The sequence below is a fragment of the Streptomyces sp. NPDC048590 genome (assembly GCF_043199535.1).
GTDB lineage: Bacteria > Actinomycetota > Actinomycetes > Streptomycetales > Streptomycetaceae > Streptomyces.
On record NZ_JBICWC010000012.1, the window covers coordinates 16,330 to 29,714 of the forward strand.

The 13,385-nt window shown below is 71.9% G+C and carries 9 protein-coding genes; 4 read left to right on the top strand and 5 right to left on the bottom strand.

Features of this window, described 5'->3' with window-relative positions:
* Positions 1-46: 46 nt before the first annotated feature.
* The gene (locus ACGFNN_RS29850; protein ID WP_393560844.1) at positions 47-769 is read left to right on the top strand and encodes a glycoside hydrolase family 11 protein; all 723 of its coding nucleotides are present in this window, start codon (positions 47-49) and stop codon (positions 767-769) included.
* Between the two features lie 205 nt (positions 770-974).
* Here the strand turns inward: ACGFNN_RS29850 and ACGFNN_RS29855 are convergent, their stop codons facing one another.
* From ACGFNN_RS29855 to ACGFNN_RS29865, 3 genes are all read right to left on the bottom strand, one after another.
* Entirely contained in the window at positions 975-4,691 is a 3,717-nt protein-coding gene (locus tag ACGFNN_RS29855; protein ID WP_393560548.1) for a S8 family serine peptidase, read from the bottom strand.
* A gap of 325 nt (positions 4,692-5,016) precedes the next feature.
* Positions 5,017-8,232: a TIM-barrel domain-containing protein gene (locus ACGFNN_RS29860; protein WP_393560846.1), complete on the bottom strand. Its 3,216-nt coding sequence runs from the start codon at positions 8,230-8,232 to the stop codon at positions 5,017-5,019.
* A gap of 385 nt (positions 8,233-8,617) precedes the next feature.
* Positions 8,618-8,779: a hypothetical protein gene (locus tag ACGFNN_RS29865; RefSeq protein ID WP_393560550.1), complete on the bottom strand. Its 162-nt coding sequence runs from the start codon at positions 8,777-8,779 to the stop codon at positions 8,618-8,620.
* 39 nt (positions 8,780-8,818) lie between these two features.
* Between ACGFNN_RS29865 and ACGFNN_RS29870 the strand changes: the two genes are divergently transcribed.
* The gene (locus ACGFNN_RS29870; protein ID WP_393560552.1) at positions 8,819-8,965 is read left to right on the top strand and encodes a hypothetical protein; all 147 of its coding nucleotides are present in this window, start codon (positions 8,819-8,821) and stop codon (positions 8,963-8,965) included.
* A 47-nt stretch (positions 8,966-9,012) separates the two neighbouring features.
* Here the strand turns inward: ACGFNN_RS29870 and ACGFNN_RS29875 are convergent, their stop codons facing one another.
* A complete protein-coding gene (locus ACGFNN_RS29875; RefSeq protein ID WP_393560554.1) occupies positions 9,013-10,182 on the bottom strand; it encodes a PucR family transcriptional regulator in 1,170 nt (389 codons plus the stop codon).
* 141 nt (positions 10,183-10,323) lie between these two features.
* Positions 10,324-11,484 carry an alpha-hydroxy-acid oxidizing protein gene (locus tag ACGFNN_RS29880; RefSeq protein ID WP_393560556.1) on the bottom strand — a complete coding sequence of 387 codons (1,161 nt, stop codon included), beginning with the start codon at positions 11,482-11,484 and terminating at the stop codon, positions 10,324-10,326.
* Between the two features lie 263 nt (positions 11,485-11,747).
* On the opposite strand from ACGFNN_RS29880, the gene ACGFNN_RS29885 reads away from it, so the two are divergent.
* Both ACGFNN_RS29885 and ACGFNN_RS29890 read left to right on the top strand, forming a co-directional pair.
* Entirely contained in the window at positions 11,748-12,584 is an 837-nt protein-coding gene (locus ACGFNN_RS29885; RefSeq protein ID WP_393560558.1) for a class II aldolase/adducin family protein, read from the top strand.
* A 252-nt stretch (positions 12,585-12,836) separates the two neighbouring features.
* Complete coding sequence (locus tag ACGFNN_RS29890; protein WP_393560560.1) at positions 12,837-13,367, top strand: MarR family winged helix-turn-helix transcriptional regulator; 531 nt, start codon at positions 12,837-12,839, stop codon at positions 13,365-13,367.
* The last annotated feature ends 18 nt before the right edge of the window (positions 13,368-13,385 follow it).

Below are 13,385 nucleotides of genomic sequence, written 5' to 3' on the forward strand. Positions count from 1 at the left end.
CCGGCCCCCACCAGCGTTCTCGGGAGGACGCATGCAGCAGGACGGTATGCAGCACGACGGCACGCAGCACGACCGGATTCAGCAGAACCCTCTTCCCCCCGGCCTGAGCCGGCGAGGCTTCCTCGGCGGCGCGGGTGCGGTCGGCCTCGCCGCGGCGTCCGGGCTGCTGTTGCCCGGCACCGCCCACGCCGCCACGACCATCACCAGCAACCAGACCGGTACGGACGGGATGTACTACTCGTTCTGGACCGACGGCGGCGGTTCCGTCTCCATGACACTCAACGGAGGCGGCAGCTACAGCACCCAGTGGACCAACTGCGGCAACTTCGTCGCCGGTAAGGGCTGGAGCACCGGCGGACGCAGGACCGTCCGTTACAACGGCTACTTCAACCCGTCGGGCAACGGCTACGGATGCCTCTACGGCTGGACCTCGAACCCGCTGGTGGAGTACTACATCGTCGACAACTGGGGCAGCTACCGGCCCACCGGTACGTACAAGGGCACCGTCTCCAGCGACGGCGGCACGTACGACATCTACCAGACGACCCGGACCAACGCCCCCTCCGTGGAGGGCACCAAGACCTTCCAGCAGTACTGGAGCGTCCGGCAGTCGAAGGTGACCAGCGGCTCCGGCACCATCACCACTGGGAACCACTTCGACGCCTGGTCGCGCGCAGGCATGAACATGGGCCAGTTCAAGTACTACATGATCATGGCGACCGAGGGCTACCAGAGCAGCGGCAGCTCCAACATCACGGTCAGCGGCTGACGTTCGTACGGCATACGGCCGGCTGCGGACTCCGTCCTCGTGGCGGAGTCCGCAGCCGATCTCGTTCCGGACGAACGTATCCGGAGCGCGAAGGACGCGGGGGCGGAGGTCCGCCGGCTCGCGGGCGCTCGGAGCCGTACGACGAGCGGCTGCCGCCGGACTCCTGCGGCAGCCGCTCCCGCGGTGAAACGGGTTCAGCCGGAGGTCACTTCAGGCCGAAGGCCCGGATCACCTCCTGGGTGACCGCGAGGCCGTCCGGGCCCTGGGCGGTCGTGCGCAGGGAGACCGAGGAGCCGGTCCTGGGGGTGCGCAGCGTCACCGTCCACTCGCCGTCCCCGCGTCCGGTCGCAGACACCGGCTGCCAGGTGGCGCCTTCGTCGTACGACACCTGCACCGCGGCCGAGTCCCCGGTGATCCCGCCTCCGCGGGTGGCGCAGGCCAGGGCCAGGGTCACCTTCCGTCCCGCGGTGACATCGCCGTACAGGTCGGTGTCCACGTCGTAGCGGATGTCCAGCAGCGGGAGGTCCGTCCTGGGCGTGCCCGCCGGGGGAGCGGCGGAGCGGAAGTCCCAACGGGTTTGGGTGCGTACCGACTTGTCCCAGCGGCCCTCACCGGTGCGGTCGGCGTCCAGGGTCAGGCTGTAGGCCTGCTCCTGGCCGGGCAGGCCGTTGTAGGACCCCATGGCGCCCCCTGCCTTGGCCAGCAGGGTTTCTCCCTGCCGGAGTTCGACGCTCTCGCTGCCGCGGACGACCGAGATGGACGAGTGGCCCGGGGCCGCCCCGGTCCACGGCGGAAGGTTCCAGGAGATGCCGTTGCTCGTCCGTCCCGGCACCCAGGTGCCCGTACCGAAGTGGGTGGCGGCGACCGGCTCGAACCAGTCGTCGGTGTCGCGTGCGCCCGCCCGGTAGCCGCTGTCGGTGTTGTACTCGATCATGTTGTCGGCCGTCGTGGCTCCGGCCAGCTTGATCCGGTGCTCCTCGTGCCACTTGCCGGTCTCGGCGGACAGCGGAGTGAGGTAGTCGACGCGGGTGCCCGGGTAGCTCTCCTCCTGCAGGCCGCCCAGACCCTGGCCCCAGGCGGGCAGGACCACGCGGCGGCCGATGCCTTCGGGGGTGAGCCCGCGCTTCCACGGGGCGTGGAAGCGCTCGGTCCTGCGGGCCAGTCCGTCGTGGTCCGGCCGGTAGACCAGATCGTGGTCGGGGAGCGAACCCTTCTGGTGCATCGTCAGGTCGTACTGGTAGTCGGGGTAGCGCTCCTGGGTGACCCGGAGGAGGCCCAGACGGGACTTCGCCTCCTTGATCAGCCGCTCGCCGTCCGACCGGCGGACGCCGGCCAGGGTGAGGCCGTGGGCGTCGGCGTACGTCTCGTAGAGTCGCCCGCCCGTGTCGTTGGCGGTGATCAGCATGGCGGCGCCCGCGTCGGCGGCAGCCTTCGCCCGCTCGTCCGGGCCGGCTCCGCCGCGTTCGACGATCACGGCCCTGCCCTTGACGTCCAGGTTCTCGTAGTCGGCCGCGGTGCCGTTGCCCGCGTAGACCGTCCGCAGCACCTTCAGCCCGTCGTGGTGGGCCGTCCCGGTCTGGCTGGTCAGCTGGATCTCGTGGCCGGTGCCGGTCCGCGCGTCGAGGGCCCGCTCCCGCTGGCGCCAGTGCACGAGCAGGTCCTGGCCGCCGCCCTCCGCCGCCTTCAGGGGCTGTACGTACAACGAGTCCTGGGCGGGGTCCATGAGGAGGGCCGATCCGATGGCACCGCCACCGCCGCCGCCACCTCGCCGGAACTGGACGACCGTCTGCGCGTTCTCGGTCTTCAGCGGTGTGGCCACGGAGACCCTGTGTGTGGTGGAGGCGTCGAGCCGCGCCGTCGCCCCGCCTTCGCCGAGCTTGACGTCCGGGGCGACCAGCATGGCGGTGCCCGTCTCGTCGCTCCTGTCCCCGGTGACGTCCAGGAAGGTGAAGGCGGTGTACGTGCGCGGGGGCAGCCGCAGTGTGGTGCTGCCGTAGACCGAGAAGAAGGCGGGGGTCGACAGTCCCTGGTAGGTCAGGGCTACCGTGCCGTCGGCGGGCTTGCCGTCGCGGCCGGTCAGCTCGACGGTGTAGTCGTACCGCTCCGGCTCCTTGTACAGGGCGAAGCCGGTGTGGGCTGCGAGCTGTCCGGTGGCCCGGTCGGTTGCCGTGACCTGGCCGGAGACCGCCTTCTCGGCGGGCAGGTTCACCGGGTCGAGGCGCAGCGTCACGTCTGCGGAGCCGCCGGCGGGGACCGTGACCGACGGGGCGGACAGCGAGTAGCCGGTGTCCTTGGTGTCCAGTGCCAGATCCAGGGTCACCGCGGCGTCGCCGGTGTTGCGGTAGGTGAGGGTGCGCTCGGCCGGTGCGGCGTTCGCGTTCGGCCAGCGGAACGTGGCCGTGGGCACGGAGCCGGGCGCCTCGATCCTGGTGGTCATCGCCGCGAACACATCCAGGCGGCCGGTTCCCAGCTGGAAGGGCGTGTAGGCGGGCAGCTTCTTCGAACTGGTCATCAGCGCGTTCTTGATCCGCGCCGCGTCCCAGTCGGGGTGGGCCTGACGGAGGATCGCGGCCCCGCCGGCGACATGCGGGGTGGCCATCGAGGTGCCGCTCATCGACACGTACGGCGAGGCGCCGGGCGCGGGGTGCGCTGCGGCTGCGCTGATCGCGGAGCCGGGGGCGGCGATGTCGGGCTTGAGACCCATGGTGCCGGCCACCGGGCCCTGGCTGGAGTACCCGGCCCGCACATCGCTCTTGGTGACCGCGCCCACGGTCAGCGCGGAGGGCGCGGCACCGGGCGAACCGACCGACCCGGGGACCCCGTTGTTGCCCGCCGCGATCACGAACAGCGGGCCGCCGTCGGCGGAGAGCCGGTCCACGGCCTGGGAGACCGGGTCCTTGCCGTCGGACGCGCCGCCGGTGCCGATGCTCATCGACACGACGTCGACGCCTTGCTCCTTCGCCCACTCCATGCCCGCGATGACACCTGAGTCGGTGCCATCGCCCGCGTCCGACAGCACCTTGCCGACGTACAGCCGGGCTCCGGGCGCGACGCCCTTCTTCGCACCGTCCGACGCGGCGCCGGAACCGGCGATGGTCGATGCCACGTGCGTGCCGTGACCGTGCCCGTCGTCGGTGCTCTCACCCGGGACGAAGCTCTTCTCCGCGGCGACGGCGTCCTTGAGGTCCGGGTGAGTGGCGTCGATGCCGGTGTCGAGCACGGCGACCTTGACCCCGGTGCCGTCGTACCCCTCGGACCAGGCCTCGGGCGCCCGGACCTGGGGGACAGACTCGCTGAGGGCGGCCTCGGCCTTGCCGTCGAGCCAGAGCTTGCCGATGCCCGCCGATGCGTCGAAGGCACGCGCCCGGGTGGACGGCACCACGCTCTTCCAGAAGGTGCGGGCGTCCCGGGGGCCGGCCTTCATCGCGGTGGCGCCGATACTGTCCAGCCTGCGCACACGGGTGGCGCCTCGTGGCGCCGCCGGGGCCTTGGCGGCGCGGGTGCGTGGCGCGGCGGCGATCACCGGTATGCCGCCGGAACGGGCGTCGTCGTACCCCATGGCCGCGAGCTGGGTCACGTTGAACAGCTCGGGATCGAGCTTGTCGGCGGCCAGCAGCGGGGCCGCCTCGGCCGGGACGACGTAGGTGTTCTCGCCGTACGTCTGCACCTGCACGCCGCCATGGGCACCGGGGGCGCGGTCCACGGTGACGTCGTCCTGGGGGCCGGGCAGATCGGTGTAGTGCACCTGGTCGCCGGTGACGAGGGTGATGTCGTACGTCGGATACCGGGCGGACGCCGCGGTCGTGGGGTTGTCCGCGGCTGCGGCTGCGGCCGGTGCGGGGAGCAGGAGCCCGCCGCCGAGCACGAGCGCGAGCGCCGCGGTGGCGGCGGGCAGCGTTCTGCGTCTTGGTCGTGGAGTCATGCCAAGGATCTACTCGCTCGGCGTGCCGCCGCGCAGCAGTCTCGGCTGGCGAGGCTGCGTCATGACGACAAGTCGTCATCCTGGCCAGGGAGTTGGAGTGTCCCGCCGCGTGCCCGACGATCGCCGAGGTTCCGTCCGTGGCCGGTTCGCCTGCCGTCGGGACGGACGGCGACGCAGTTCAAGGCCGATGGGCTCCCGAACGGCTTGGTGGTGCGTTGTGAGCCGATGGGATCCCGGACGAACGGCCCCGAGGGCGTGCCCGGTTGTCCGGAGCACGCACTCGGGGCCACCCTTCCCTCGGCGAGGCGCGCGTTCGCGTCTTCCGTCAGCGGAACTCGACGGTGGTCGCGCTCCGGACGGAGCGCGACGGCAGGTCGACCCGCAGGGTCCGGGAACCGGCATCCCAGTGCCAGGCGGACGCAGCCACCCGGGAGCCGTTCGCCGTCACCCGGTCCGGCGTCTGCCCGACGCCCGTGAACGTCACCGACCACGCCTTGCGGTCGGCCTGCCCCCGGTAGGAGCCCTTCGCCGCGCCGATCGCCAGCACGTGCGAGCCCCGGTGTTCCGAGTAGGTCAGCCGGGTGGACGCGGCGTGCTCACCGACCTCGCTGACGCCGTCGTCCTCGTGGAGCGAGAAGGACCCGGACGCGCCGGTGGCGACGGTGACGCCGGCCTCGGACGCCTTGCCCCGGGCGTCGTTCGAGGTGCCGTCGGACCGGGTGACCAGGATCCCGCCCGCGCGGACGAAGACCGGCATGGTGTCGAGCGTGGTGGTGATCTCGTGGGTGGCGCCGCCGGCAGGTGCGGTGTAGGTGCGTCCGGAGAAGTAGTCCGTCCACGTCCCCGGCGGGAACCACACGCTCGTCGTGGTCTTCTCGCCCGGCGTCGTGACCGGGGCGACCAGCACGTCGCTGCCGTAGAGGTACTCGTTGTCCGCCTCGGTGTACGCCTTCGCCTCCTCCGGGTACTCCAGGTACAGCGGCCGTGTGATCGGTGCCCCGGTGGTGTTCGCCTCACGCGCCAGCGTGTAGGTGTAAGGAACCAGGGCCTCCCTCAGCCGCAGGAACTTCTCGGCCGACTCCCGCGCTGCGGTCCCGTACTGCCAGGGGAGGCGGTCGCTGTGGTTGCTGTGCAGGCGGTCGATCGGCTGGAAGGTGCCCAGCTGCACCCAGCGCGCGTACAGGTCGTCGGGCAGCTTGGTGGTGCGGTGGGTCTGCCCGTCGTCGGAGACGTAGCTGTCCGAACCGGGAATGCCGAAGCCGTCGTTGTGCCCGCCGATGTCATGGCTGACGGCCGCGAGACCGGTGGCGGCGGACTCCCCGGGGGTGTAGCCGACCTCGGCCCGCAGAGTGCCCCAACTGGACGTCGTGTCACCGGAGAAGTGGACGGTGGTCCGCTTGTCGGCCCACGGCCCGGTGGGCACTCCGACGCCGCCGCTGTACCCCCCGGCCTGAAGGGAGCCGTACGCCCGTGAGAAGGCGAAGGCCCGGTCGGAGGTCTCGGCGGTCAGGTCCAGGTACTTCTGGTTGATCCACGCGTCGGGTGTGACACCGGCCTGCGAGGAGCGGGAGGCGTCGCAGCACCAGTCGAGCCACCAGAAGTCGTTTCCGGCCCGGTCCATCGGCCGGTGCAGATCGAGGTACGCCCTGAGCTGGTCGGGGTCACCGAAGTCGAAGGTGTAGCAGTCGGGGCCCCCGGCGGAGCCGCAACCGCCCTTGCGAAGCTTGCCCTTGGCGGTCTTCTGCGCTGCGGCGAACTGCGGGTCGTCGGCGAGGATGCTGGGGTGCACGTTGAGCGTGCTGTGCAGTCCCTGGGCGGCGGTCCAGTCGAGGAAGCCCTCGGGGTCGGGGAAGTCCGAGGGATCGAAGTTCCAGCCGCTCCACTTGTTGGGCGCCTTGAAGTCGGTGTCCATGACGAGGACGTCGAGCGGCACCTTCGCCGCACGGAACTGGGAGACGACGGACTTGTACTCCTCGGCCGTGCGGTCGAGATACTCCGAGTACCAGACGCCGTACGCCCAGCGCGGGAGCAGCGGTGAGGGGCCCGTCAGGGTGGCCAGATCGGAGAGGCCCTGCTTGTAGTCGTGGCCGTAGCCGAAGAGATAGCCGTCCCGGTAGGGGGCACCGCCGTGGCCGGGGCGGGAGGAGACGGCACCCGACTTCGCGTCCAGGACGGCCGAGGGGGTGTCGTCGAGCAGGTACCAGCCGTCCCGGTACAGCAGACCCGGGGTCGTCCACGGCGTGGGGTCGCGGTCGCCGTCGAGCCCGTCCAGGCTCCGCCGGTATCCGCCGAGAGCGAGATGGGGCGCGGGTGCCTTCGCGGTCCGTGTGCTCAACGACAGGCTGTCCAGGTTGACATGACAGCTGCCGGTGTCCGGGCACTTCAGCGACACCGTGTCGGTGCCCGCCTTCAGGTGGACGTCCACGGAGGCGGAGGCCCAGGTGTTCCAGTCGTCGGTGGCGGGGAGGGAGAGCGGGGTGTCCGGGCCGTCCCCGGCGCCGACGGTGATCTCCCTGTCCCGGTGTCCGCCGTCGCCACCCGCGCCGTTGGCGTAGCGCAGGCGCAGGGTGTACGTACCGTCCTCGGGTATCCCCGTGATCCGCTGGGTCACGGAGGACCCCTGGTTGAGCTCGGCGAGGAAGCCGGGTCCGGCGTGCCCCTGGTGGTCCGTGGCGACGGCCGTGGAGCCGGCGAGGACGGCGTCCTCGGCCTCACAGCTCGTCCCGAGACGGCACCCCCTCGGAGCGGTGGCCTGCCGGGAGGGGTAGTCGGCGCCGGGATACAGAAGTGCGGCGCTGTCGATGTTGACGCTTCCCGAGTCCGAGGCCGCGCGGTGCACCTTGATCGTGTGGGGCCCCTTGCCGAGCGACAGGGGCAGACGTGCGACGCCCCAGGTGTCCCAGCTGTCGGTCGGAGGCAGGGTGAGGGTGGTGTCGGCGCCGCCGTCGACGCTGACGCTCAGTGTCCGGTCGACGTGGCGGCCGTCGCCGCCGACGGCGTTGGTGTAGCGGACGGCGGCCTCGTACGAGCCCTTCGAGGGGGCGCTCACATCGGCGGTGAACGCGTTGTCGTCGACCTCGAAGCCCGCGAGGAAGCCCTTGCCGGTGAACTCGGTGTGGTCCGTGGCGAGGCCGGGACCGTCGTACAACTGGTCCTCCGCCTCGCAGAGTTCACCGACGGAGCAGGAGGTCCGGTGCCAAGGTGCGGCCGACACGGGGTCCTTGCCGGCGTGCAGCGCGACGGTCAGGTTCTCAGAGGTGAAGGGGCCGGACCCGACCCGGTATCGCATAGTGACCTTGCCGGTGTCGATGGTCAGGACACCGGCGCGGACCGAGGAGGTGAAACGCGGGGGAGTGAAGGCGTCCCGGCCCACCGCGTTGAACGTCGGCCTGTCCTCGAAGTGTCCGTCGCCGGAGTACTCCGTGCGGATGAGGGTCGGAGAGAGCACCTCGAACCGCGCGTCGGTGACGGTCACGGTGGCGCTGCGAGGTGGCGCACCCGCCGCCTCCGCGGCCGTGGCGCCGGGGCCGGTGAGGCCCATCGCGGCCACGGCCGCGCCGGCCAGGAGATGGCCGACGGCTGGTCGCCGTAGCTCACGGATGGTTCTGAGGGACGAGCGCGGACGCACGGCGGCCCCCTTTCCGGGGTCGGGGCACCCGGGCGCACGCGGCTGCTGGGACGGACGCGGACCGCAGACGAACGCGTGAGGGGCGTTGTCGCCGGCGTGCTGGGTGCGTACAACGTTGTAAGAGTTCTGACGGCATGTGATCACAGTCCGTTCCACGCGTCCATACTTCTGACCGACATCGTTGTCAGGCCCCCGCGTCCGGTACCTCTTCGGCTCCGTCGTCCGAGGGCCGGGCGCGCTCGACAAAGGCGAAGGCCCGGGCTCGCGGCGGGTCAGGCGCCGCGAGCCCGGACCGGTCTCAGGTGCGTCCCGGACCGGAGGGAGCGGAGTAGCGCAGGCCGTGACCGAAGCCGAACAACGGGTCGGCGGTGTCGAAGGGGACGTCCGGGCGGCAGGCTTCGACCGCGGCCATCGACCGGTGCACGGCTGCGCGGCAGAGCGCCTGCGGCGAGGCCGTCACGCCAGCGCTCGTTGCGGACGCGGTGTCCGGCGCGGGTGCGTGCCGTCCGGGCCGGCGGGTGTCCTCCCGCAGCAGGTCCTCCGCTTCGATCCGGAGGGCACGGCCGAGCTGTCGGCCACCGAAGAGCACCTGCTGGCCGCACTGCGCCGGTGCGCCGGCGAGATCGAACAGGAGCTGCGCCACTGAGCCGCCGAGCGGCCCCCGCCCAGGTTCTCGGTGCCCGGGGCGCCGGGTCAGGGGTACTGCCGCGCCGTATGGAGGGCGAGCTGGAGCCGGGCGGCGTTGCGGGGGTCCTTGAGTGGCAGGCCGATGAGCTCTTCGAGCCGCCGCAGTCGGTAACGGACGGTGTTGCGGTGGCAGTAGAGGGCCTGCGCCGCCGCCTCCGCCGAGCCGGCGGCGTCGAACCAGGCAGCCGCGGTCCCGAGCAGGAGATCCCGTTCGGACGGAGGCAGCGTGCCCAGGGGGCGCAGAAGCGCGTCGGCGAGGGCCCGGGCATCCCGTCCGCAGGCGGCGACGAGGCTGGCGACCGGGTCCTCGTCGTAGCGGTGCGGCCGCGTGAGCCGGCCGGGGTGGGCGCGTAGCGCGATCCGGGCCTGGCGCAGGGCTTCCGGCGCGTCCTCCAGGAGGCGGAACGGCAGACCGGCGCCCGCCCGCGCGGTGCCGTCGACGACGCAGGCGCGAAGGACCGCCTCCCCGGTGTCGGTCCCGTCCCCGGCGGCGGAGACCAGACCGGCGGTGCCGCCGGGTGCGACGTGCCACAGTACGGACGTCCCACGGCACGCGATCGCCGTCTCCCACGCCTCACGCTGCCGGGGCGACTCGCCCCGCACGGCGAGGACCACGTGGCTGCCGCGTCGAGTGAGCCCGAGGGCCTCGGCGCTGAGCAGCCGGGTGCCGGCGTCGGTCTCGGAGCCGAGCAGGGTGCCCAGGTGACGATGGCGCTCGGCTTCCGCGGTGCGCAGCAGCTCGGCGGAACGGTCGCGGTAGGCGGCGCGCAGCTCGTCCGAGTAGGTGTCGAGCAGCCGCCACACGGTGTCGCTCCGGTCGAGCAGCTCGCGCAGTGTCCGGGTGTCGTCGGGTGCGGCCAACCCGGCGAGTGCGGACCAGGCGTGGCGGAAACCGATCCGGAACCCGTGCAGTACCGCGGCCAGGGGGACGCCCTGTCCCGCCCGGCGCCTGCCGACCTCGCGCACGGCCGGTATGTCGAGGTCGATGCCGTGAGCGATGTGCCGGTAGAAGTCCCGCATCAGGTGGGTGACCGTGTCGGCGATGTCCTGGACCGGGATGCGGGTGCTGTCGGCGAGGTCGGCTTCCGCGTCGACGACCTCCCGCGTGGCGCGGGCCGCGATGGTGTCGACGTCCTGGAGCGCACGATCGCTCAGGGCGGTGATCGTGGTGCTCACGGGGTGTCCTCGGGTCGGCCGGCTACGGGGCTCCGCCCCGCGTCCGGCCAAACTAACCCGCGCGTCCCCGCGGCTCAACGCGCCGGAGCGGCTTGTCCGTCACACTGCTCCGTCGGGCGGTACCAGTAAGCCTTCCCCCGGTCACACCCCCCGTCGGGTGACGAGCGATCCCGGCGTGAGATCGGCGAGGGTGGGGTAACCGTCGACGGCCATGATGAGGTCCGTCTCGGCGAGCAGGGCGCGAAGGACGTGGACGAGGCCGTCCTCACCGCCGAGCGCGAGCCCGTACGCGTAGGGCCGACCCACACCCACCGCCGTCGCGCCGAGGGCGAGCGCCTTGACGATGTCGGCGCCCGAGCGGATCCCGGAGTCGAAGAGCACCGGCGTCCCGTCCGCCGCCTCGACGACGCCGGGCAGCGCCTCGAGGGAGGTGAGTCCGCCGTTGGCCTGGCGGCCACCGTGGGTGGAGCAGTAGATCCCGTCCACGCCGCCGTCCTTGGCGCGACGGACGTCCTCGGGGTGGCAGATGCCCTTGAGGATCAGCGGCAGGTCGGTCAGCGAGCGCAGCCAAGGCAGGTCGTCCCAGGTGAGCGGGTTGCCGAAAACACCTGCGAAGGTGCTCACGACGTCCTTGGTGCCTCCGGCGACCAAGGTCTCGAAGCGAGGGTCTGACGTGTAGTTGGCCAGGCAGTGGCCGCGCAGCTGGGGGAAGTTGGACGTCGCCAGGTCACGCGGGCGCCAGCCCGTGACCCAGGTGTCGAGGGTGACCACGATGCCCTTGAACCCGGCGGCCTCGGCCCGCGCCACGAGCGACGCGGCGAGGTCGCGGTCCGTGGGCGTGTACAGCTGGAAGAAGCCCGGTGTGTCCCCGAACGCGCCGGCGACGTCCTCCATGGGGTCCACGGACAGGGTGGAGGCCACCATCGGCACGCCGGTGCGTGCCGCTGCCCGCGCCGTGGCGAGATCCCCGTGGCCGTCCTGCGCGCACAGCCCGATGACTCCGACGGGCGCCATGAACAGGGGGGAGGGCAGGCTCAGCCCGAACAGGTCGACCGAGAGGTCACGCCGCGTCGCGCCGACCATCATGCGGGGCATGAGCCCGTACCGTTCGAAGACACGGGCGTTCTCGCGCTGGGTGTGCTCGTCGCCGGCGCCGCCCGCGACGTACGACCACACCGAAGGGCTGAGGGCGGACCGGGCGCGCTCCTCCCAGCCCGCGAAGTCCATCGGTAGCGAGGGCGCCACCCCGCGCAGACCGTCGAGGTAGATCTCCATCTGGTAGTCGCCGTACTGCGTGCCCATTCGCGCCTCTTCTCCCGTTCTCCCGATCGCCCGGCCGCCGCGCTTTCTCGGGCGGCCGGAGTGTCACGTCGTCCACCCGGCACGATCGCACCGCGGAGCAGGGGCACGCATCCCCCGGCCCGGAGCTTTGTCCCCGCAGACAACCGGTGGTCCCCGATCCGCGCCACCGGAACATCGACGTACGGCGCGCGCGTACGCAGTATGGCTCCGCAGGAGGCCGCCCGGCCGGGGCGGCCGTGGACACCACGAGGTGGCGGATGACCATGGAAGCCGCAGCACGGAACGGGCGGTACCCGGAGGCGGAGCCCCTGGACCGGGCCGATCTCGGGCCCGTCGCCGAGGAGGAACTGGAGTTCCGCAGGCCGCCCGTCTTCGACGACCCGGCCGTCGAGCGCAGGCACCGCAAGGAACGTCTCGCCGGCGCGCTGCGCCTGTTCGGCAGGTTCGGATTCGAGGAGGGCGTGGCCGGGCACATCACGGTCAGGGACCCGGAGTTCACCGATCACTTCTGGGTCAACCCGTTCGGGATGTCCTTCAAGCACATCCGCGTCAGCGATCTGCTCCTGGTCAACCATGACGGGGACGTCGTCCGGGGCCGGTACCGGGTCAACCGCGCCGCGTTCGCGATCCACGCTGCCGTGCACCAGGCCCGCCCGGACGTGATCGGCGCCGCGCACAGCCACTCCGTGTACGGCAAGGCGCTCTCCGCCACCACGCAGACACTCGAACCGCTGACCCAGGACGCCTGCGCCTTCTACGAGGACCACGGTGTGTACGCGGACTACTCGGGCGTGGCGAACGACCCGGCCGAGGGCCGGAACATCGCCGCCGCGCTGGGCGGGAACAAGGCGGCGATCCTGCGCAACCACGGGCTGCTGACAGCCGGTTCCTCGGTGGACGCGGCGGCGTGGTGGTTCATCACGATGGAGCGGTCCGCACAGGCCCAGCTCGCCGCCAAGGCGGCGGGCGACACCCTGCGGATCGCGCACGAGGACGCGAAGCTGACGTACGGGCAGGTCGGCTCCGAGTTCGCGGGCTGGTTCCAGTTCCAGCCGCTGTTCGACCAGATCGCCCGGTCGGAGCCGGACCTCTTCGACTGAGGAGCCGTGGCATCGTGGCCCGCCCGGACCTCGCGCTCGGTGCGGTTCCGGGCCGGGTCTGCCGACATCATCGCGTCGCCTCCTCGGGGCGCGCTGAGACTCGATCGAGTAACAGCCGCAAGAGATCTTTATTTTAGACTGTGCAATGTTTGCACAGTCTAAATATAGGGCGGCGGTGACGGCCGTGGCCCCCACCGCCGGGCCGGGGCACGCGGCGCGGGTGCCGGACCGGGCACACGGTAGAAAGGTTCCATGGCCAGGAAAGCGGCTCCGCCGGAGCGCATGGACGATGTGGACGCGGTGACGCGCGCGGTGCTGACGGCGTCACGTGTGTTGGTCGCGGTGTCGGCTCGCTCGCTGACCGAGGTGGAGGACCGGGTCACCCTGCCCCAGTTCCGCATGCTGGTCGTGCTCTCCAGCCGTGGTGACATGAAGCTGGTCGCGCTGGCCGAGCTCCTGGGTGTGGCCCCGTCGACGGCCATGCGCATGGTCGACCGGCTGATCGCCGCCGGGCTCGCGGACCGGCAGACCAACCCGGGGAACCGCCGTGAGACCCTGCTGCGCCTCACCGGCGAGGGCCGGCGCACCGTCGAGGACGTCACCGCGCGCCGCCGGGAGGAGATCGCGGCCATCGTCGAGCGTCTCGCCCCCGCGCGGCGTACGGCCTTGATCGCGGCGCTGACCGACTTCAACGAGGCGGGCGGCGAGCCGTCCGCCGCGTCGCCGGATGGTGACGCGGGACTGCACCCGCTGGGCTGGACCGATCCGTCGGCCCACGGGTGACCCCGCTTCGCACCCGTT